18 protein-coding genes are annotated in these 20,667 nt (G+C 68.7%); 4 read left to right on the top strand and 14 right to left on the bottom strand.

All coding sequences use genetic code 11. From position 1 onward, the window contains the following. Positions 1–13 precede the first annotated feature (13 nt). The 5 genes from GFK26_RS05370 to GFK26_RS05350 form a co-directional block, all read right to left on the bottom strand. Positions 14–1,525: a tripartite tricarboxylate transporter permease gene (locus GFK26_RS05370; protein ID WP_153281097.1), complete on the bottom strand. Its 1,512-nt coding sequence runs from the start codon at positions 1,523–1,525 to the stop codon at positions 14–16. 13 nt (positions 1,526–1,538) lie between these two features. Continuing rightward, positions 1,539–2,027, bottom strand: a complete 489-nt coding sequence (locus GFK26_RS05365; RefSeq protein WP_056584013.1) for a tripartite tricarboxylate transporter TctB family protein — start codon at positions 2,025–2,027, stop codon at positions 1,539–1,541. Positions 2,028–2,338: 311 nt separating this feature from the next. After that, on the bottom strand, positions 2,339–2,755 hold the full coding sequence (locus GFK26_RS05360) for an RNA recognition motif domain-containing protein (RefSeq protein WP_153281096.1): 417 nt from the start codon (positions 2,753–2,755) through the stop codon (positions 2,339–2,341). Between the two features lie 182 nt (positions 2,756–2,937). After that, complete coding sequence (locus tag GFK26_RS05355) at positions 2,938–3,174, bottom strand: DUF3820 family protein (protein WP_153281095.1); 237 nt, start codon at positions 3,172–3,174, stop codon at positions 2,938–2,940. A gap of 7 nt (positions 3,175–3,181) precedes the next feature. Beyond that, on the bottom strand, positions 3,182–3,562 hold the full coding sequence (locus tag GFK26_RS05350) for a translation initiation factor Sui1 (protein ID WP_153281094.1): 381 nt from the start codon (positions 3,560–3,562) through the stop codon (positions 3,182–3,184). Between the two features lie 54 nt (positions 3,563–3,616). Here GFK26_RS05350 and GFK26_RS05345 point away from each other — a divergent pair, with 54 nt between their 5' ends. Next, the gene (locus GFK26_RS05345) at positions 3,617–4,900 is read left to right on the top strand and encodes a DEAD/DEAH box helicase (protein WP_153281093.1); all 1,284 of its coding nucleotides are present in this window, start codon (positions 3,617–3,619) and stop codon (positions 4,898–4,900) included. Between the two features lie 6 nt (positions 4,901–4,906). Here the strand turns inward: GFK26_RS05345 and GFK26_RS05340 are convergent, their stop codons facing one another. The 9 genes from GFK26_RS05340 to argE all read right to left on the bottom strand — a co-directional run bounded on the left by GFK26_RS05340 (position 4,907) and on the right by argE (position 16,950). Further along, positions 4,907–6,073 (bottom strand): acyl-CoA dehydrogenase family protein, encoded by a 1,167-nt coding sequence (locus tag GFK26_RS05340; protein ID WP_153281092.1) that lies wholly within the window; start codon positions 6,071–6,073, stop codon positions 4,907–4,909. A 15-nt stretch (positions 6,074–6,088) separates the two neighbouring features. Next, complete coding sequence (locus GFK26_RS05335) at positions 6,089–7,249, bottom strand: acyl-CoA dehydrogenase family protein (RefSeq protein ID WP_153281091.1); 1,161 nt, start codon at positions 7,247–7,249, stop codon at positions 6,089–6,091. A gap of 32 nt (positions 7,250–7,281) precedes the next feature. Beyond that, positions 7,282–8,178: an SDR family oxidoreductase gene (locus GFK26_RS05330; protein WP_153281090.1), complete on the bottom strand. Its 897-nt coding sequence runs from the start codon at positions 8,176–8,178 to the stop codon at positions 7,282–7,284. A gap of 32 nt (positions 8,179–8,210) precedes the next feature. After that, on the bottom strand, positions 8,211–10,160 hold the full coding sequence (locus GFK26_RS05325) for an acetyl/propionyl/methylcrotonyl-CoA carboxylase subunit alpha (RefSeq protein WP_153281089.1): 1,950 nt from the start codon (positions 10,158–10,160) through the stop codon (positions 8,211–8,213). Beyond that, on the bottom strand, positions 10,157–11,767 hold the full coding sequence (locus tag GFK26_RS05320) for an acyl-CoA carboxylase subunit beta (protein WP_153281088.1): 1,611 nt from the start codon (positions 11,765–11,767) through the stop codon (positions 10,157–10,159). Before GFK26_RS05320 ends, GFK26_RS05325 begins: the two co-directional genes overlap by 4 nt. Positions 11,768–11,840: 73 nt before the next feature. Beyond that, the gene (locus tag GFK26_RS05315; RefSeq protein ID WP_153281087.1) at positions 11,841–12,620 is read right to left on the bottom strand and encodes an MHYT domain-containing protein; all 780 of its coding nucleotides are present in this window, start codon (positions 12,618–12,620) and stop codon (positions 11,841–11,843) included. A gap of 119 nt (positions 12,621–12,739) precedes the next feature. Continuing rightward, a complete protein-coding gene (locus GFK26_RS05310) occupies positions 12,740–14,407 on the bottom strand; it encodes a hypothetical protein (protein WP_153281086.1) in 1,668 nt (555 codons plus the stop codon). 124 nt (positions 14,408–14,531) lie between these two features. Continuing rightward, entirely contained in the window at positions 14,532–15,791 is a 1,260-nt protein-coding gene (locus GFK26_RS05305; RefSeq protein ID WP_228121919.1) for a DUF445 domain-containing protein, read from the bottom strand. Beyond that, a complete protein-coding gene (argE, locus tag GFK26_RS05300) occupies positions 15,784–16,950 on the bottom strand; it encodes an acetylornithine deacetylase (RefSeq protein ID WP_095743248.1) in 1,167 nt (388 codons plus the stop codon). Before argE ends, GFK26_RS05305 begins: the two co-directional genes overlap by 8 nt. Positions 16,951–17,060: 110 nt before the next feature. Between argE and GFK26_RS05295 the strand changes: the two genes are divergently transcribed. From GFK26_RS05295 to GFK26_RS05285, 3 genes are read left to right on the top strand one after another with little or no spacing between them, the layout of a single operon-like run. Next, a complete protein-coding gene (locus GFK26_RS05295; RefSeq protein ID WP_153281085.1) occupies positions 17,061–18,254 on the top strand; it encodes a glycerophosphodiester phosphodiesterase in 1,194 nt (397 codons plus the stop codon). A gap of 55 nt (positions 18,255–18,309) precedes the next feature. Beyond that, positions 18,310–19,512, top strand: a complete 1,203-nt coding sequence (locus GFK26_RS05290; protein ID WP_153281084.1) for a M20 aminoacylase family protein — start codon at positions 18,310–18,312, stop codon at positions 19,510–19,512. Continuing rightward, positions 19,509–20,603 carry a M14 family metallopeptidase gene (locus GFK26_RS05285; protein ID WP_153281083.1) on the top strand — a complete coding sequence of 365 codons (1,095 nt, stop codon included), beginning with the start codon at positions 19,509–19,511 and terminating at the stop codon, positions 20,601–20,603. Before GFK26_RS05290 ends, GFK26_RS05285 begins: the two co-directional genes overlap by 4 nt. Positions 20,604–20,667 lie beyond the last annotated feature (64 nt).

Raw genomic sequence — 20,667 nt, 5'->3', positions numbered from 1 at the left:
CCTGGGGGCGAGCTTAGTCTTCGACGAATGCCTCTTCGCGTTTGGCCTTGATCGCCGGCAGCAGCACGATGCACAGCAGCAGCGCCGCAGCCACCAGCAGCCCGGCCGACAGCGGCCGCGTGACGAACACGCTCCATGCCCCGCGCGACAGCAGCAGCGCGCGCCGCAGGTTCTCTTCCATCATGGGCCCCAGGATGAAGCCCAGCAGCAGCGGGGCCGGCTCGGTGCGCAGCTTCAGGAACAGGTAGCCGATGAAGCCGAAGATCGCCACCATCCACACGTCGAAGGTGTTGTTGTTGGTCGAGTACACGCCGATCGCGCAGAACAGCACGATCGCCGGGAACAGGAACTTGTAGGGCACCGTCAGCAGCTTGATCCACATGCCGATCAGCGGCAGGTTCAGCACGATCAGCATCGCGTTGCCGATCCACATCGAGGCGATCAGGCCCCAGAACAGCTCGGGGTTGCTGGTCATCACCTGCGGGCCCGGCTGGATGTTGTGGATCGTCATCGCGCCCACCATCAGCGCCATCACGGCATTGGGCGGAATGCCCAGCGTCAACAGCGGAATGAAGGAGGTCTGCGCGCCGGCGTTGTTGGCCGACTCGGGCGATGCCACGCCGCGGATGTTGCCCTTGCCGAAGGGCACTTCGCCCGGACGCATCTTGATCTTCTTCTCCAGCGCGTAGGCCGCGAAAGCCGCCAGCAGCGCGCCGCCGCCCGGCAGGATGCCCAGGGCCGAACCCAGCGCCGTGCCGCGCAGCACGGCGGGCGTCATGCGCTTGAAGTCGTCCTTGGTGGGCCACAGGCCCTTGACCTTGTGCGTGAACACCTCGCGCTCGTCGTCGGGCTGCGAGAGGTTGCCGATGATTTCGCCGTAGCCGAACACGCCCATGGCGATCACCACGAAGCCGATGCCGTCGGTGAGCTCGGGAATGTCGAAGCTGAAACGCGCGACACCCGAGTTGACGTCGGTGCCGACGATGCCCAGCAGCAGGCCCAGCACGATCATCGCCACGGCCTTGAGCAGCGAGCCCGAGGCCAGCACGACCGCACCGATCAGGCCCAGCGTCATCAGCGAGAAGTACTCGGCCGGGCCGAACTTGAAGGCGAGCTCGGTCAGCGGCGGTGCGAAGGCGGCCAGGATCAGCGTGCCGACGCAGCCCGCGAAGAACGAACCCAGGCCCGCCGCGGCCAGCGCGGGGCCTGCGCGGCCCTGCCTTGCCATCTGGTAGCCGTCGATGCAGGTGACCACCGAGGACGACTCCCCGGGCAGGTTCACCAGAATCGCCGTGGTCGAGCCGCCGTACTGGGCGCCGTAGTAGATGCCGGCCAGCATGATCAGCGCCGACACGGGCGGCAGCGCGTAGGTGGCGGGCAGCAGCATCGCGATCGTCGCGACGGGGCCGATGCCCGGCAGCACGCCGATCAGCGTGCCCAGGATGCAGCCGACCAGGCAGTACAGCAGGTTGGTGAAGGTGAAGGCGACGCCGAAGCCGGTCGCCAGGTTGTGGAACAGTTCCATGGCGGTGTGCTCCTCAACCCGAAATGAAGGTGGGCCAGACCTGGATCTGGAGCTTGAGCGCCCAGATGAAGGCCACATAGCTGCCTGCGGCCAGGATGGTCGCCAGCACCAGCACGTCGCGCAGCTTGAAGTGCTGGCCGGCCATGCTCGAGATGATCGTCAGCGCGTAGATCGCGATGATCATGCCCATCGCCGGCAGCCCGACGCTGGGCAGGCCGCCCAGCAGCACGCCGAAGGCCAGGTTGGCGCCGAGCACGAAGGCCAGCGGCTTCCAGGCCCATTTGCCGATCTTGTCGCCGTCGGCGCTCTCGACCACCATGGCCTGGAACATGATCAGCGCGCCCAGCAGCGCCAGCAGGATGCCCAGCATCAGCGGGAAGTACCCCGGCCCCATGCGGGCGCCGTCGCCGATGGTGTAGGTGGTGGCGCCGATGGCGAACGCGCCACCGACGGTGGCGAACATGACTCCTGAGAAGAAGTCCGCCTGTCTCTTGATCTTCATCGTCTCGACCCTCTGTTTCGAAGGGGACGAGGGTCGTCGCCAGCGGCTGACCGTCGGCTGACCGCCGCGGTACGGACAAATGCGTAGATGAGCTCTCCCCCAGGCTTCGCGCACTTCGTGTCGCTGCGCCAACCCCCTTCCGGGGGCAACACCAACGGCCCGGCAGAGCCGGTTCCGTGGTGTTCCACGAAGGGACCGGGGATCGGGGCCGGGTTGTGGGGGGCGATGGGCGCCAGAAACGAAAAAAGCTCCCGAAGGAGCTTTTTATTCATTCAGAGCGCCGGGGCGCTCATGAGTGTGTGGGGAAGGGCTTAGTAGCCGCCGCGGCCACCGCCGCCGCCGCCGTAACCGCCGCCGCCACCGCTGCGGCCACCACCACCGCCGCCGCCGCCGTAACCGCCGCCGCCGCCACCACCGTAGCCGCCGCCGCCGCCACCACCGCCGTAGCCGCCACCACCGCCGGTGCGGGGGGGACGTGCTTCCATCGGACGGGCTTCGTTCACCGTCAGGGCGCGGCCCTGCAGCGATGCGCCGTTCATGCCTTCGACTGCAGCGAGTGCTTCAGCGTCGGTGCCCATTTCGACAAAGCCGAAGCCCTTCGAACGGCCGGTGTCACGTTCCATCATGACCTTGGCGCTGACGATCGTGCCGAATTCGCCGAAAGACTGTTCCAGGTCGTTGTCACGCACGGAGTAGGCGAGGTTGCCCACGTAAAGTTTCTTGCCCATGGAGGGACTCCTAATTCAAACCAAAAAAACACAAAGCGATGGAGTCCCAGAATCACAACAAACTAATGCGCTGTGGCGCGAAACTGACCGATCACCAAATTACGTGCACGGGAGCCGAGGCTCGCAGACACGTGAGCCGGATTATCCGGCCCGATTCCCAAAAAAAGGGAGGAATTTTTGTGTTATCGAGAAACATTCCGGCCCGGCGGGCGGTTTCGCAACGGTTTGAGCAGGTCGGACAGGCCGTTGTGGTCGATTTCATGCATCAAAGCGAGCAGTCGGCCAATTTCGCCCGAGGGAAAACCCTCGCGCGCAAACCAGGTCAGGTAATTTCCGGGCAAATCGGCGATCAGCGTGCCCTTGTGCTTGCCGAAAGGCATTTCGAGCGTCACCAGGCGCTGCAGGTCTTCGGGGTTCATGCGCTGCTCAGCCTCCCGCGCGCTTGACCGTGTGGCCCTGCTTCACGAGGGCGGCGATCACCACCTCGCGGTGATCGCCCTGGATCTCGACCGTGCCGTCCTTTACCGTGCCCCCCGTGCCGCAGGCTGCTTTGAGCTGCTTGCCCACGGCCGCCAGCGCCGCCGCGTCGAGCGGCAGGCCCTTGACGACGGTCACGCCCTTGCCCTTTCGGCCCTTGGTCTCGTGCGATACGCGGACAATGCCGTCCGTGGCCGCCGTTTGCGCCTTCGCGAGTTCCTTGCAGCGGCATTGCGCCGCCGGGGCGCCGCAGTCGGGGCACATGCGCCCGCCCGCCTCGGTGGAGTACACCAGCGTGCTGCCGGTGCGGTTGTTCTTCATCGTTCCCATGCGATCCGTCTTTCGTCTTTCTTTCGATCTCTCTTTTTTCCCGGTGCCCGTTCCATGCCATTCGATACCCTGGGCCTGACCCCCGCACTTGCGCAAGCGGCCGCCGCGAGCGGCTTTGCCGCGCCGACCGCCATCCAGGCGGCGGCCATCCCTGCAATTCTGCAGGGCCGCGACCTGCGGGGCTCGGCACAGACCGGCTCCGGCAAGACGGCCGCATTTTCCCTGCCGCTGCTGCAGCGCCTGGCCGCCGAGCCTGCGTCGTCCGCCTCGCGCCGCCTGCGCGCGCTGGTGCTCGTGCCCACGCGCGAACTCGCGGCCCAGGTCGGCGAGACGCTGGAAGACTTCGCCCGCCACCTGCCCGAGCGCCTGAAGATCGTCGTTGCGGTCGGCGGCGTTTCGATCAACCCGCAAATGATGCGCCTGCGCGGCGGCGCCGACATCGTGGTCGCCACGCCCGGTCGGCTGCTTGACCTGGTCGAGCACAACGCGCTCGCGCTCGACGCCGTGTCGATGCTCGTGCTCGACGAGGCCGATCGCCTGTTCGACCTGGGCTTTGCCGAGGAACTGCAGCGCATCCTCGCGCTGCTGCCGGCGCGGCGCCAGAACCTGCTGTTCTCGGCCACCTTTCCGATCGCCATCCAGGCGCTGGCCGACGACATGCTGCACGACCCGGCACTGGTCGACGTGCAGGGCGAGCCCGGCACGCGCCCCGACATCGTGCAGCGCGCCATCGAGGTCGACGCCGGCCGCCGCACCCAACTGCTGCGCCAGCTGCTGAAAGAAAACGAAGGCACGTGGGACCGCGTGCTGGTGTTCGTCGCCACGCAGCACGCCGCGCAGACCGTGGCCGAGAAGCTGTATCGCAACGGCATCTACGCCGTGCCCTTCCATGGCGACATCGCCCAGGGCACGCGCCGCGACATCCTCGCGCAGTTCAAGCAGAGCCGCTGGGACGTGGTGATTGCCACCGACCTCGCGGCGCGCGGCCTCGACATCGCGCAGCTGCCCGTGGTCATCAACTACGACCTGCCGCGTTCGCCGACCGACTACATCCACCGCATCGGCCGCACGGGCCGTGCGGGCGCGAGCGGGCTGGCGATCAGTTTCGTGAGCGCGGCGACCGAAGCGCACTTCCGCCTGATCGAGAAGCGCCAGGGCCAACACGTGCCGCGCGAACGCATCGCGGGCTTCGAGCCGGTCGAGGTGGCACCGGTGGTGGTCGATGCCTCGGGCAACGGCGGCGTCAAGGGCGCGCGGCCGAGCAAGAAGGACAAGCTGCGCGCAGCGGTGGCGCTGGCCGCTGCCTCGCAAAGCAACGAGACCGAGCCGAACGACTGAGGCCGGCTACACCCACCCCAACTGCCGCGCCGCCAGCTCCTTCATGATCTCCTCGGCCCCGCCGCCGATCATCATCACCTTGACCTCGCGGTAGATGCGCTCGCTCACCGTGCCGCGCATGAAGCCCATGCCGCCGAGGATCTGCACGGCCTGGTCGGCGCAGAACTGCATGGTCTGCGTGGCGTGGTTCTTGAGCAGGCAGACCTGCGCCACCCACTCGGGCGCGTTGATGCGGCCCGCTGCTTCGTGGGCATCGCCCTCGGCGGACACGGCCTCGAGCCAGGCCTCGGTCGAGGCGATGCGCATCTGCATGTCGACCAGCTTGTGGCGCATCGCCTGGTGTTCGATGAGCGCGGCGCCGAAGGTCTTGCGTTCGCGCGACCAGGCCAGCGCCTCGTCGAGGCATGCTTGTGCGAAGCCCAGCGCGCCGGCCGCGAGCCCGACGCGCTCGCCGTTGAAGTTGCCCATGACCATGCGGAAACCCGCGCCCTCTTCGCCGAGCAGGTAGCGCGCGGGCACGCGCACGTTGTCGAAGTGCAGAGTGGCGGTGTCGGAGCACAGCCAGCCCATCTTCGCGAGCCGCGTGCGCGAGAGGCCGGGCGCGTCGCCGGGCACCAGCAGCATCGAGAGCCCGCCCGCGCCGCGGCCTTCGCCGGTGCGCACGGCCACGGTGATCCAGTCGGCGCGCATGCCCGAGGTGATGAAGGTCTTCTCGCCGTTGAGCACGTAGTGGTCGCCGTCGCGTTTCGCCGTGGTGCGCACCGCCGCCACGTCGGAGCCGCCGCCGGGTTCGGTGATCGCGAGCGCGGCGATCTTCTCGCCGCGCAGCACCGCGGGCACGACCTCGCGGCGCACGGCATCGCTTGCGTGCAGCACCACGGGCGGCAGGCCGATGTTGTGCGAGAACAGGCTCGCGAGCACGCCGCCGCTCTGGCCGTGGCGCGCGAGCGCGATCCAGGCTGGCAGCTTCAGTGAATAAGAGGCGGGCGTGCCGCCGAGTGCTTCCGGATAGCCCAGGCCCAGCAGGCCCAGTTCGGCCGCGCGGGCGTACAGCGCGCGCGGGAATTCGCCGGCCTCGTCCCAGGCCTGCACGTTCGGTGCGATCTCGGTCTGGGCGAAGCGCCGCACCGTGTCGGCGAGCGCGGCACGGTCGGCCTGCAGTTCTGCGTCCATGGATGGCGTGCCCGGTCAGCCGCGCGGCGGGCGCTTGGCGATGCCCATGGTCTTGGCGAGGATGCCGAGCATCACTTCGTCGGCACCACCGCCGATCGAGCCCAGCCGGCCGTCGCGGTACAGGCGCGAGACGCGGTTCTCCAGCGTGAAGCCCATGCCGCCCCAGAACTGCAGGCAGGTGTCGGCCACCTGGCGCGTGAGGCGGCCGGTCTTGAGCTTGGCCATCGACGCGAGTTCGAGCACGTCTTCGCCCTGCACATGCAGGTCGCAGGCGCGGTAGGTGAGGGCGCGCAGCGCCTCGACCTCGGTCTTGAGTTCGGCCAGCTTGAACTGCACCCACTGCTGGTCGGCCAGCGTGGCGCCGAACATCTGGCGCTGCTGCGCCCATTCGATGGTCTGCGCGATGCAGTCTTCCATCGGTTCGAGCGAGCTGGCGGCGGCCCACAGCCGCTCTTCCTGGAACTGCTGCATCTGGTAGACGAAGCCCTGGCCTTCTTCGCCGATGCGGTAGCGCTGCGGCACGCGCACGTTGTCGAAGTAGATGAGGCCGGTGTCGCTGGAGTTCATGCCGATCTTGCGGATCTTCTTGGCCTTCTCGATGCCCGGCAGGTTCATCGGCACCATCACGAGCGACTTGTTGCGGTGCACGGGCCCGTCGCTGGTGTTGACCAGCATGCACATCCAGTCGGCCTGCAGGCTGTTGGTGATCCACATCTTCTGGCCGCTGATGAGGTAGTCGTCGCCGTCCTTGCGCGCGTGGCTCTTCAGGCCCGCCACGTCGCTGCCCGCGCCGGGCTCGCTCACGCCGATGCAGCCGACCATGTCGCCCGCAATGGCGGGCGTGAGGAACTCGCGGCGCAGTTCGTCGCTGCCGAAGCGCGCGAGTGCGGGCGTGCACATGTCGGTCTGCACGCCGATGGCCATCGGGACGCCGCCGCAGCTGATGTGGCCCAAGGCTTCGGCAAAAGCCATCGCATACGAATAGTCGAGTCCCGCGCCGCCGAAGGCCTCGGGCTTGTTCAGGCCCAGCAGGCCGAGGTTGCCGAGCTTCTTGAAGACCTCGTGCGCGGGAAAGATCTCGGCGGCTTCCCATTCGTCGACGTGAGGGTTGATCTCCTCGTCGATGAATCGGCGCAGGGTGTTCTGCATCTCAAGGTGTTCGTGGGTGTACTGCATCAGGGGTCTCCGTTTGTCCGTTCGTTCGCTCTTTACTTGTCCTGGAACACGCGCGGTGTCTGCGCGAGGTGAAAGCCGTCGTAGGGCCGCACCGCGGGGCGCTGCTGCGCCTGCGCGTCGGGCAGCTCCATCGGCCAGCCCATGCGCGCCTGCGGGCGTGCGCCATCCACGCGCAGCACGGTGCCGCTGATGAAGGCGGCGGCCGGGCTCAGCAGGAAGGCGATGGCGGCGGAGGTCTCGGCCTCGTTGCCGAAGCGGCCTGCGGGCACGGTCTTGCGCATGGCGCGCAGCATGTCGCCGGCCTCGGGCGGGTAGTGGTCCATGCCGCTGGAGGCGATGTAGCCCGGCGCCACGGCGTTCACGCGCACGCCGCTCACGGCCCATTCGGCGGCGGCGGTCTCGGTGAAGCTCACCATGCCGGCGCGCGCGGCGCCGCTGTGGCCCATGTTCGGCATCGACCCCCAGATGTCGGCCACGATGTTGACGATGGCGCCGCCGTTGGCTTGCATGCTCTGCACGTAGCACTCGCGCGCCACCAGGAAGCCGCCCGTGAGGTTGGTGTGGATCACCGCCTCCCAGCCCTTGGCCGAGATGGCGGCCAGCGGCGTGATGTACTGGCCGCCCGCGTTGTTGACCAGCCCGTCGATGCGGCCGTGCGCCGCGACGATGGCCTTCACGGCTTCGCGGACGGCGTCTTCCTGGCGGATGTCGAAGGCTTGCGTGCTGGCGTGGCCGCCGGCCGCTTCGATCTCGGCGCGCACCGCATCGAGCTTCTCGGGCTTGCGGCCGACCAGCACCACGTGGGCGCCGAGCGCGGCCAGTTCGTGCGCGGTGCAGCGGCCGATGCCCGAGCCGCCACCGGTGACGACGATGCATTGCCCGCCGAACAGGGCGGGCGCGAAGACGGAGCGGTAGTGGGGTGCGTTCATGGAGAAGGGCTCTGGCAAAGGGAAGAAGGCGATCAGGCCTCGGCGATTTCGGCCACGATGTGGCGCGCAGCGACCTGCGCGCCCACGGCCACATGCAGCGCCGCGACGCGGCCTGCACGGGGTGCGCAATGCACGTGTTCCATCTTCATGGCTTCGAGCGTGACCAGCGGCTGGCCCGCGGCGACGGTGTCGCCCTCGGCGGCCAGCAGTGCGACCACGCGGCCGTTCATCGATGCGCGCAGCAGGCCATCGCTGCCGCCCGCGTCGGCGCGCGCCACGGCCACGTGCGTGAGGTCGTCGAGCCGGAAGGCGCGGCCGTCGAAATGAAAGTCGACGCATTCGGCGCACCGCACGACCCGCGCCTGCGCGGCGACGCCGTCGCAGGCGAAGCGCAGCAGGCCGTCGTCCGCGAGCGCCAGCAAGGCGAGCGACACGGGCGCGGCGTCGTCCAGCACGACGTCGAAGCGCGCGGCGCCGCGCGGCGTCACGCGCGCCGTGTGCACGGTGCCGTCGAGCGCGAAGCGCAAGGCATTGGGCAGCGTGTGCGCCAGCGGCGAGGGCCAGCCGCGTGCACCGGTCTGCAGCAGCAGGGCCGCGAGCAAGGCGGCGCGCGTGTCGGCCGCGGCATCGGCGGCGAGCAGCGCGTCGAGGTGGTCGCCGATGAAGGCGGTGGTCGCCTCGCCATTCGCGAACACCGGGTGCGCGAGCGCGCGCTGCAGCAGCGCCTGGTTGGTCGGCAGGCCGAGCGCGACCGTGTCGCGCAGGCCCGCGAGCAGCCGCTGCCGCGCTTCGTCGCGCGTGCGGCCCGAGGCGATGAGCTTGGCGACCATCGAGTCGTAGAAGGGCGGCACTTCGGCGCCGTCGCGCAGCGCGTGTTCGGTGCGCAGCGCGGGTGACGTGCGCCATGCGCTCAACGTGCCGCTCTGCGGCAGGAAGCCCTGCTGCGGGTCTTCGGCACACAGCCGTACTTCTATCGCATGACCGGCGATGCGCACGTCGTCCTGCGTGAGTGGCAGCGGTTCGCCGGCGGCCACGCGCAGCTGCAGCTCGACGAGATCGAGGCCCGTCACCGCTTCGGTCACGGGGTGCTCCACCTGCAGCCGCGTGTTCATTTCCATGAACCAGTACTGGCCTTGCGCGTCGAGCAGGAACTCGAGCGTGCCCGCGCCTTCGTAGGCGATGGCTTTGGCGGCGGCCACGGCGGTGGCGCCCATGCGCGCGCGCAGCGCGGCGTCGACGGCCGGCGAGGGCGCTTCCTCGATCACCTTCTGGTGGCGCCGCTGCACCGAGCAGTCGCGCTCGCCGAGGTGGATCGCGTGGCCGTGCCGGTCGGCGAACACCTGGATCTCGATGTGGCGCGGCGCGACGATGGCGCGCTCCAGGATCACGGTGGCGTCGCCGAAGGCATGCAGCGCTTCGGACTGCGCACTCTGCAGCTGTTCGGCGAAGGCGCCGGCCGACGTCACGAGCCGCATGCCGCGTCCGCCGCCACCGGCCGTGGCCTTGATCATCACGGGCCAGCCGATGCGTTCGGCCTCGGCGGCCAGCGTGGCGGTGCTCTGATCGTCGCCCTGGTAGCCGGGAATGCACGGCACGCCGGCCGCCTGCATCAGCCGCTTGGCGCCGGCCTTGTCGCCCATCGCGACGATGGCCTCGGGCGACGGGCCGATGAAGACCAGCGCTGCATCGCGACACGCCTGCGCGAACGCGGCGTTCTCGGCGAGGAAGCCGTAGCCCGGATGCACCGCGTCGGCGCCGCTGGCGCGGGCCGCGGCAATGATCGCGTCGATGTTCAGGTAGCTCTGCGCCGGAAGCGGCTCGCCGATGCACACCGACTCGTCGGCCAGGCGCACGTGCTCGGCGTCTGCATCCGCACGGGAATACACGGCGACCGTGCGGTAGCCCATGGCGCGCGCGCTGCGCATCACGCGCACCGCAATTTCGCCGCGATTGGCGATCAGGATCTTCTGGAATGTGCTCATGGCCGTGCCACCGAAAACTGCATGGGTTGCGGCGCGCGCGCCTCGGCGTCGCGGCAGATCGACAGCGCCTCGGCCAGCACGGCGCGCGTGTCGCGCGGGTCGATCACGCCGTCGTCGAGCAGCAGCGCGCTGGTGGTGAAGACGCTCATCTGGCGGTCGAAGCGCTCGACGATCTGGCGCTGCATCGCGTCGATCTTGTCGCGATCAACGGCACCCTTTCGTGCCATGCCGGCTTCCATCACGATGGCCATGGTCTGCGCGGCCTGCTCGCCGCCCATCACGGCGGTGCGCGCGTTGGGCCACGAGAAGCAGAAGCGCGGTGCAAAGCCGCGCCCGCACATGCCGTAGTTGCCCGCGCCGTACGAGGCGCCGCAGTGCAGCGTGATCTGCGGCACGTTGGCATTGGTCACGGCCTGGATCATCTTGGCGCCGTGCTTGATGATGCCGGCCTCCTCGTGCGCGCGGCCCACCATGTAGCCCGTGATGTTCTGCAGGTAGACGATGGGCGTGCGCGACTGGCAGCAGGCCTGGATGAAGTGCGTGGCCTTGGTGGCGCCGTCCGAATCGATGGGGCCGTTGTTGGTGATGATGCCCACCGCGTGGCCTTCGAGGCGGATGTGGCCGCAGACGGTGGCGCTGCCGTAGTGCTCGCTGAAGGCCAGGAACTCGGAGCCGTCGGCGATGCGCGCGATGACCTCGCGCATGTCCACCGGCCGGCGGCCGTCGGCGGGCATGAGGCCCATCAGCTCCTCGGCATCGTGGCGCGGCGGCGCGAAGGCGCGCGGCGCTTCGTCGCGCGCCCAGTCGATGCCGCCGAGGATGGCGCGCGCGATGCGCAGCGCGTCGCGGTCGTCTTCGGCGAGGTAGTCACCCAGGCCCGAGATGTGGGTGTGCATGACGGCGCCGCCCAGTTCTTCCTCGGTGGCGATCTCGCCCGTGGCGGCCTTCAAGAGCGGCGGCCCGGCCAGGAAGGCCCGTGTGCGGTCGCGCACCATCACGATGTAGTCCGACAGGCCCGTCTGGTAGGCGCCGCCCGCGGTCGACGAGCCGTGCGTCACCGTCACCACCGGCAGGCCCGCGGCCGAGAGCCGCGCGAGGTTGCGGAAGATGTTGCCGCCGCGCACGAAGTCCTGCACGCGGTACTGCATGAGGTTGGCGCCCGCGCTTTCCACCAGCTGGATGAAGGGCAGCTTGTTCTCCAGCGCGATCTCGTGCAGCCGCAGCTGCTTGTCCAGCCCCATGGGCTGCAGCGCGCCGGCATCGATGCCGGAGTCGGAGGCGCTGATCATGCAGCGCACGCCGGCCACGCGGCCGATGCCGGCGATCAGGCCGCCGCCGGGCACGCTCTTGGCGAGGTCGGGGTTGTCCTGGCCCAGGCCCGCGAGCGTGGCCAGCGGCAGGAAGGGCGCGCCGGTGTCGAGCAGCAGCGCGAGGCGTTCGCGCGGCAGCAACTGGCCGCGCCTGGCGAAGCGCTCGGCCGAGGCGCTGGAGGCGGCCACGGCGCGGGCTTCGTGCGACCGGACCTGGTCCAGCAGCGACAGCATGCTCGCGCGGTTGGCCTGGTAGGTGTCTGCGGCCGTCTGCAGCCGGGATTCGAGAAAGGGCATGGGGGTCTGTGCGAAGCGCAACGTGTCGTTCGCACAGACTGTAGGAGGCGGGCCCCGGGCCCGCTTGCGCCAACTAGCTGGGGCGCACGCGCTGCCGCGCGGCGGCGGCGGGGGCGTCGAGGCTGCTGCCCGTGACCACCCAGTAGATGAAGATCAGCACCGCGCCGGCCGTGCCGAACACCGTGAGGCCCATGTAGCTGCCGCCGAGCGTGAGCGCGTCGACCGGGGCTGCGGCCGTGCAGATCATGCTGGCCGCGCTCATGCCCACGTAGTGCATGGTGCAGACCGCCACGCCCATCACCGCGGCGGCCGCCACCTGGTGGCTCAGCTTGCGCAGGTTGAAGGCCAGCCACAGCGCGGCGGCGGCGGCCGTGATGGCAATGACCACCGACAGCGCGACCATGCCGGGGTCGAAGCTCATCGTGGCCCGCATGTTCATCGCGAACATGCCCATGTAGTGCATCACGCACACGCCCAGGCCGGCCAGCAGGCTGCCGGCCAGCCAGCCGGAGCGGCTGAACTTGGCCCGCCCGCCCGCCAGGTACAGCGCAATGCCCGAGATCAGGATGGCCGCGACCAGCGACACGATGGTCAGCGGCATGTTGTACGAGATGCCGAAGGGCAGCCGGTAGGCCAGCATGCCGATGAAGTGCATCGACCAGATGCCGATGCCCCCCAGCGCCACCGCGGCGCAGGCCACGATGGCCAGGTTGGGTTTGCCGTCGGCGCCGACCATGCGCCCGGCGCAGATCAGGGCCACCAGCGAGCCGAAGAAGGAAATGACGAACGAAAGTGCGACCAGCCCCAGGGAATATTCGGGCGATAGCACCTGGCCTACGACGAGTGGAGTCATGCGGTGTCCCTTCGGAAAGAGCGCTTCGCGGACCCCCGACTGCCCTATGCGATCGGAACGCTGCGAGGCGTCCCGGCCAGTTTGTAATATATGTTTATAAAAGTAAACTAAAACTTGTACTAATTGTTACCCTGCATAACAGGCCGAATTCGATAGATCGAATTGTTCTTGTCGGCGGACACGTAGACCGTGCCGTCGCGCCCCACGGCCACGCCTGTCACCACGTAGGGCGGCGGCAGGCCGGGCCCGGCAACCAGGCCGATGGGCAGGTTGTCGGCGACCGTGCGGCGGGTGCCGGTGGCCGGATCGATCTCGACCAGCCGGCGCGCCGCGCTCTCGGCCACGATGAAGCTGCCCCACGGCGTCTGGGCCAGGCCCTCGGGCAGCGCCAGCCCGTCGGCCACGGTGCGCAGCGGCGCGCTGGCGTCCAGCGGAATGCGCAGCAGCTTGCCGGCCGCCTCGGTCACGTAGAGCGCACCGTCCTGGCCGACCACCAGTTGCACCGGGCCGTTCAGGCCGCTAGCCAGCACTGACTTTTCTGCAAACTTCGGCCCGCTGGCGCGCGTGATGCTGCCGGTGGCGAGTTCGGCGTAGATCACGCTGCCATCGGGCATGGGCAGCGCGTCGAACGGCGCCTTCAGGCCGTGGATCGTTTCGATCGTCTTCAGGGTCTTTCGGTCGACCAGCTGCACCGAGCCCGTGAACCACGAGGTCAGCGCAAAGAGCTTGGGCGACAGCCCGACCGCGAACGGGTAGTCGAGCTCGGGCTCGCGCTGCATGCGGAACACGTCGCGCACCTCGCCGTTGCGCACGTCGACCTGCCGGAAGCCGAACACGTCGGCCACCCACAGGTCGTTGCCGTCGACCTTCAGGCCCGCGGGCACCGCCAGCTTGCCGCTGGTGAGCGTGCGCAGTTCGCCGGTGGCGGGGTTGAAGGCCTGCACCTCGTTGTTGGCCATGTTCGAGATGTAGATCGTCCCGTCCGGCGTGTCCTTGGCGATGGCCAGGTTGTCGAGCGACGGGCGCAGCTGCTTGGCGACGGTCTTCTTGCCGCTTGCAAGATCGACCTTCACCAGCTCGCCGCTGCGCGCATCGACCACCCAGAGGTTGCCCTTGCCGTCGAGGTTGGCGGCGGCGGGGATCTTGAATCCGTCGGCAATCACCGTCATCGCGCCGTCGGCGGGGTTGATCTTCACGACCTGGCCCTTGAACCACAGCGGCCCGTAGAGCAGGCCGTCGGGCCCGACCTCGAAGCCGTTGAAGCCGCCCATGTCCTTCTTGATGAGCCGCGGCGGCTGCTTGCCTTCGCGGTCGATCTCCCAGAGCGCATCGCCGAGGAACACCTGCGAGGCGTAGAGCTTGCCGTTCTTGCCATTGAAGGCCAGCGAGTTCAGCCCGGGCAGGTCCTTGGCGAGCACGCGCAGCGGCGCACTGTCGTTCTCGCGGTAGCGCAGCATGCCCATGAGGTAGTTGGTCCAGGCCAGCTCGCCCTTCGGCCCGACCGCGATGTCGTCGGCCTGGCCTTCGGGCGCGTCGATCAGCACCCTGGCGGCGCCGGTCTGGCGGTCGACCTCCCACAGCGTGTTGCCGAGCACGGAACCCGCGAGCAGCCGGCCCTTCGCATCGATGGCCAGGCCGTGCACGCCCGCGAAGGCCGACGGGGCCACGAGCACTTCGGGCGCGGCCCACGAAGCGGGGCGCTTGGGCGGCGGCGACAGCGAACTGCAGGCGGCGAGCAGGGCGAGGGCGGCGGTCAGCGCGGCTGCGCGGATCGAGCGACGGGGCATGGCGATCTCCTCTGGGTTGCGATGTGGCCGCAGTCTAGGAGTCGATCGAGGCCGCGCAGTCGCTCGCGGGACAAGACGCGGACTTTCGTCCGCTGCGGATAACCCGCAGCACCAGACGATTTGTTCAGCCGCGCAGCAGCTGCGTCGCCGTGTGGATCAGCAGCCCCACGAGCCCACCCACCAGCGTGCCGTTGATGCGGATGAACTGCAGGTCGCGCCCGATGTGGCGCTCGAGCTCGTCGGTCATCTCGTGCGCGTTCCACTCGCCCACGCGCTCCTCGATGTAGCGGCGGATGTCCTCGCGATAGCGCTCGATGGCCGCCGGCGCGGCGGCTTCGAGTTGCTCGTTGATCCAGGCGCGGATCGCCGCGTCGTTCTGCAACCGCTGGCCCAGCGCGCCGGCCATCGTCGCGATGCGCTGGCGGATGGTCGAGTCGGGCCGCCCGAGGTCGTCGTGCAGCCAGCCCAGCAGCTCGCCCCACAGGCCGTGCAGGTAGTCGCCCAGCGCGGGGTGCGCGATGAGCTCGGCGCGGATCTGCTCGCCGCGCTGCTGGAACTCGGGGTCGAGCTTCAGGCGCACCACGAAGTCATCGACGAAGTGGTCGAAGCGCTTGCGCATCGGGTGGTCGGGCTCGGCCGCCAGCTCGGCCAGCGTGCGCGCGATGGCGGCCACGATCTTGCGCGTGGCCAGCTTGGCCGCCACCTGGTCCAGGCCGACGTAGCGCAGCGTCTTGATCTCGCGCGCGATGCCTTCGGTGATGTGCGCCTGCACCTCCTCGCCGTCGAGCAGCTCGGCCACCTGCTGCAGCACGTCGTCGAGCAGCGCCTGGTGGCGCCCGCCGGCCGTGAGCGCGTCGAGTGCCTGGCCGGTGAGGCGCGAGAGGTCGATCCTGGCCAGGCCGGCCGCGGCGGCGCGGCCCATGAAGTCGCGCACGCGCTCGTCGTCAAAGGCGGTGAGGCCGTAGCGCGTGGCGGCCACGCCCCATTCGCCGAGCCTGTCGCCGCTGGCGGGCCGGGCCAGCCACTCGGCGATGCGCCCCGCCGCATCGAACTGGCGCAGCTTGGCCAGCACCTGCGCGGTGCTCAGGAAGTTGTCGCAGATGAAGCCCGCGAGCTTCGCGCCGATGCGGTCCTTGTTGCTCGGGATGATCGCCGTGTGCGGAATCGGCAGGCCCAGCGGGTGGCGAAACAGCGCCACCACCGCGAACCAGTCGGCAATGGCGCCGACCATCGCGGCCTCGGCAAAGGCGGCCACGTAGCCCCAGGCCGGATGCTGCGAATGCAGCGCGCTCGCCACGGCATAGAGCAGCGCCGCCGCGCACAGCAGGCCGAGCGCGATGCGCTTCATGCGCTGCAGTGCGGCGCTGCCTGGGTCTTCAGCCAATGCTGTGCGAAGTTGCGAGGCGCTCCATGAACAGCTCGCAGCGCGCCAGCTGTTCGAGGCTCACGAACTCGTCAGGCTGGTGCGCCTGCTCGATGCTGCCGGGGCCGCACACCACGGTGGGGATGCCGGCGTTCTTGAACAGGCCCGCTTCGGTGCCGAAGGCCACCAGCGTGGTGCGGTCTTCGCTGGCCAGGCGCTGCGCGAGCAGCGTGACCGGGTCGCCGGCGGCGCCCAGGAAGCTCGGGATTTCGCAGATCGTTTCGAACTTGAAGCCGGCGTCGGGCGCCACCTTCTTCATGGCGGGCTCGATGCTCGCGGCGTAGGCCAGCACGTCGGACTGCATGCGCTTGGCGTCGGCCGTGGGCAGGTCGCGGAATTCGTAGCGGAACTCGGCGTCGCGCGGCACCACGTTGTCGGCAATGCCGCCGTGGAACTGGCCCACGCTGGCGGTGCTGAAGGGCACGTCGAAGCCGTCGTAGCGCGGCTCGCTGCGCTCGAAGTCTTCGGCCATGTCGCGCACCTTGCCGATCACGCGCGCGGCCATCTCGATGGCGTTGACCGATTTCGGCGTGAGCGACGAATGCGCCTCCTTGCCGCGCACGCAGCACTTGTAGCGGTACACGCCCTTGTGCGCGATGGCCGGCACCATGCTGGTGGGCTCGCCCACGATGCAGGCCAGCGGCTTGATGCCGGCGTCGCGCATGTCGGCAATGAGTTCGCGCACGCCGAAGCAGCCGATCTCTTCTTCGTAGGTGAAGGCGAAGTGCACGGCGAAGGGCGCGTCGCCTTCGAGGAAGCGCTGGGCATTGGCCAGCGCGATCGCGATGTAGCTCTTCATGTCGGCCGAGCCGCGGCCGTACAGGCGCTCGTTCTGCACCACGGCCGACAGCGGGTCGACGCTCCAGGCCTGGCCGTCCCAGGGCACCGTGTCGGTGTGGCCCGAGAGGATCACGCCGGCCGGCTTGCCCTCGCCCAGCGTGGCGAACAGGTTCGCCTTGGTGCGCTCGGCGTTGTAGGTGATGCGGCTCTTCACGCCGAGGGCGGCGAGGTGCGCCTGGGCGAAGTCGATCAGCTCGAGGTTGCTGTTTGCGCTCACCGTGTTCATGCGAACCAAGGTTTGCGCCATCAAGAGGCTCTGGGGAGAAAGCGTGTGCTGCATGCAACAGATTGTCCGGGAAGTTGAAGGCGCGCGCAGACGGGTACCGGCGTTGTCACGCGCAGCGGGTAGCCTGCTTCTTCTTTTTTCTTTGTTTGGATGGAGAAGACAACATGCGCATGTCCCTGCAGATCACCCTGACCGCCGCGGCCGTCCTGAGCCTGGCCGCCTGCGGCACCACCGGCCCGTCGGCGCACAAGCTGCTCACGCTGGACGGCAACCCGCCGCTGGTCATCGCCCACCGCGGCGCCTCGGGCTACCTGCCGGAACAGACGCTGGAGTCGTACGCGCGCGCCATCGAACTGGGCGCCGACGTCATCGAGATGGACCTCGTCTCCACCAAGGATGGCGTGCTCATCGCCCGCCACGACCCCAACCTGGCCATCAGCACCGACGTGGCCAGGCACGCGCGCTTTGCCTCGCGCAAGAAGACCATCCAGGTCGACGGCGAAACCCAGACCGGCTGGTTCAGCAACGACTTCACGCTGGCCGAGATCAAGACCCTGGGCGGCATCTCGACCGACCCCGAGCGCCCGCAGGAATTCAACGGCAAGTTCAAGATCCCGACCTTCCAGGAGATCATCGATTTCGCCAAGGCCAAGTCGAAGGAAACCGGCCGCACCATCGCGATCTACCCCGAGACCAAGAACCCGACCTACTTCCGCGACCTGGGCATGCCCATGGAAGACAAGGTCATCGCCGCCATCAACGCCGCCGGCTGGAACAGCAAGACCGCGCCCATCTACGTGCAGTCGTTCGAGCCCGGCAGCCTCAAGTACATGAAGGCCAAGGGCCTGAACACCCGGCTCATCCAGCTGATCGACGGCGACGGCATCGACATGAAGACCGGCGCCATGACCTACGCCGTGCCCGTCGACCGCCCCTACGAGTGGACCAAGGCCGGCGACAAGCGCAATTTCGACGTCATGGTCACGCCCGCCGGGCTGGCCGAAATCAAGACCTACGCCGACGGCATCGGCCCCTGGAAGCGCTACATCGTGAGCATCAAGGGCAGCGTCGGCGCCGACGGCAAGCCGCTCGATGTGAACAAGGACGGCAAGATCAACGACGCCGACGCCACCTCGGTCTCGCCCACCACGCTGATCGCCGACGCCCACAAGGCCGGCCTGTTCGTGCACCCCTTCACCTTCCGCAACGAGTCGCGTCGCCTGGCCGCCGACTACAACAAGGACGGCAAGAACGAGTACGCGATTTATTACAAGCTCGGCGTCGATGGCGTTTTTACCGACTTCACCGACACCGCGCTGGCCGCGCGCACCGAGTATCTGAAGAGCCTCGGCCGCTGAGGGTTTGCCCGGCACGGTCTTTGCGGCGCTGATCGCAAAGCCTAGACTGTGTCCTATGAAACTCATCGACTCGCTCGTCACGCAGGCGGCCGGCATCGCGGCCGTCCGGCGTGACCTTCATGCCCACCCTGAACTCTGTTTCGAAGAAGTCCGCACCGCCGACGTGGTGGCAGGCAAGCTCACCGAATGGGGCATTCCCATCCACCGCGGCCTGGGCACCACGGGCGTGGTCGGCATCGTCAAGAACGGCACCAGCACCCGCGCCGTCGGCCTGCGCGCCGACATGGACGCGCTGCCCGTCACCGAGCTCAACACCTTCGCTCACGCGAGCAAGCACCACGGCAAGATGCACGCCTGCGGCCACGACGGCCACACGGCGATGCTGCTCGCAGCCGCGCAGCACCTTGCGAAGCACCGCAACTTCGACGGCACCGTCTACCTGATCTTCCAGCCGGCGGAAGAGGGCGGCGGCGGCGCGCGCGAGATGATCAAGGAGGGCCTGTTCGAGCAGTTCCCCATGGACGCCGTGTTCGGCATGCACAACTGGCCCGGCATGAAGGCCGGCCAGTTCGCCGTGAGCCCCGGCCCGGTGATGGCGTCGGGCAACAAGTTCCACGTCAACGTGGTCGGCAAGGGCGGCCACGCCGCGCTGCCGCAGACCGGCATCGACCCGGTGCCGATCGCCTGCGAGATCGTGCAGGCGTTCCAGACCATCCTCACGCGCAAGATGAAGCCGACCGATTCGGCGGTGATCTCGGTCACCACCATCCACGCCGGCGAAACCAACAACGTGATCCCCGACAACTGCGAGCTGTCGGGCACCGTGCGCACCTTCTCGCTCGAGGTGCTCGACATGATCGAGGCCAAGATGCAGCAGATCGCCGAGCACATCTGCGCCGCGCACGACGCCACCTGCGAATTTCGCTTCGAGCGCTACTACCCGCCGACCATCAACACCGAGGCCGAGGCCAACTTTGCGCGCGATGTGATGGCCGGCATCGTCGGCCCCGAGAACGTGCTCAAGCAGGAGGCCGCCATGACCTCGGAAGACTTCGCCTTCATGCTGCAGGCCAAGCCCGGCGCCTACGCCTTCATCGGCAACGGCGACGGCGCGCACCGCGACGTGCACCACGGCGAAGGCCCGTGCACGCTGCACAACGCCAGCTACGACTTCAACGACGACCTCATTCCGCTGGGTGCCACCTGCTGGGTGCAGATCGCCGAGCAGTTCCTCAAGCCCGGCGGCACGGCCCCATGATCGGCATCGGCGAGGCCTTTTCGCCGCGCTACGCCCCCGCGCGCCAGAAGTTCCTGCAGGGCTGCGTCAGCGCCGGCCTCACGGTCGAGCCGCACGCGCATCCGCTCAAGGGCCGCGACGGCGAAGAGCTGTCGATGGACGTGGCGCTCGACGGCGATGCCAACGCCGAGCGGCTGCTCGTCCTCACCAGCGCCTGCCACGGCGTCGAAGGCCACTGCGGCAGCGGCGTGCAGGTGTTCGCGCTGCACGATGCCGAATGGCGCGAGAAGGCCAAGGCGCAGGGCGTGGCGGTGCTCTACGTGCACGCGCTGAACCCGCACGGCTTTTCGTACGGACGCCGCGTGACGCACGAGAACGTCGACCTGAACCGCAACTTCCTCGACTTTTCGCAGCCCGTGCCGGTGAACGAACCCTACGCCAAGCTGCATCCGCTGCTGCTGCCCGACACCTGGCCGCCGACGCCCGAGAACCAGGCCGCCGTCGAGAAGTGGATCGACAAGCACGGCGCCACGGCCTACCAGGCGGCGGTGACCAGCGGCCAGTACCAGTTCGACGATGGCCTGTTCTTCGGCGGCAAGGCACCGACCTGGAGCAACAAAACCATCCGCAGCGTATTGCGTCGCCATGCAGGCAACGCCAAGCGCCTGGCCTGGATCGACCTGCACACGGGCCTCGGCCCCAACGGCCTGGGCGAGCGCATCTTTGCCTGCCGCGACGACAAGGTCGCCTACGCCCGTGCCAACGCTTGGTGGGGCACACCCGCCGCGCCCGTCACCTCGATCTACGACGGCTCCTCGACCTCGGCGCTGCTGCGCGGGTTGATGTGGGACGCCGTGTACGAAGAGTGCCCGCAGGCCGAATACACCGGCATCGCGCTCGAATACGGCACGCTGCCGATCCTCGAAGTGACCGGCGCGCTGCGCGCCGACCACTGGCTGCACAAGCACCCGGACGCGCCGGCCGACCTGGCCGACGGCATCCGCGCACGCATGGTGGAGGCGTTCTACACGGACAGCGACGCCTGGCGCGGCCAGATCGTGAGTCAGGCGCGACAGGCGATGTTCCAGGCGGTGGACGGGCTCAGCGCCTGAACCGTTTGGGCGTGCGCTCTGGCGTGCTCACGCCGACGGGGTACCTTGCTCCGCGAATGTCCTC

Origin of the sequence: Variovorax paradoxus (genome assembly GCF_009498455.1) — a bacterium.
Classification (GTDB): Bacteria; Pseudomonadota; Gammaproteobacteria; order Burkholderiales; family Burkholderiaceae_C; genus Variovorax; species Variovorax paradoxus_H.
The sequence above is the reverse complement of the archived record's forward strand: the minus strand, read 5'-3'. Positions and strand labels throughout refer to the sequence as shown.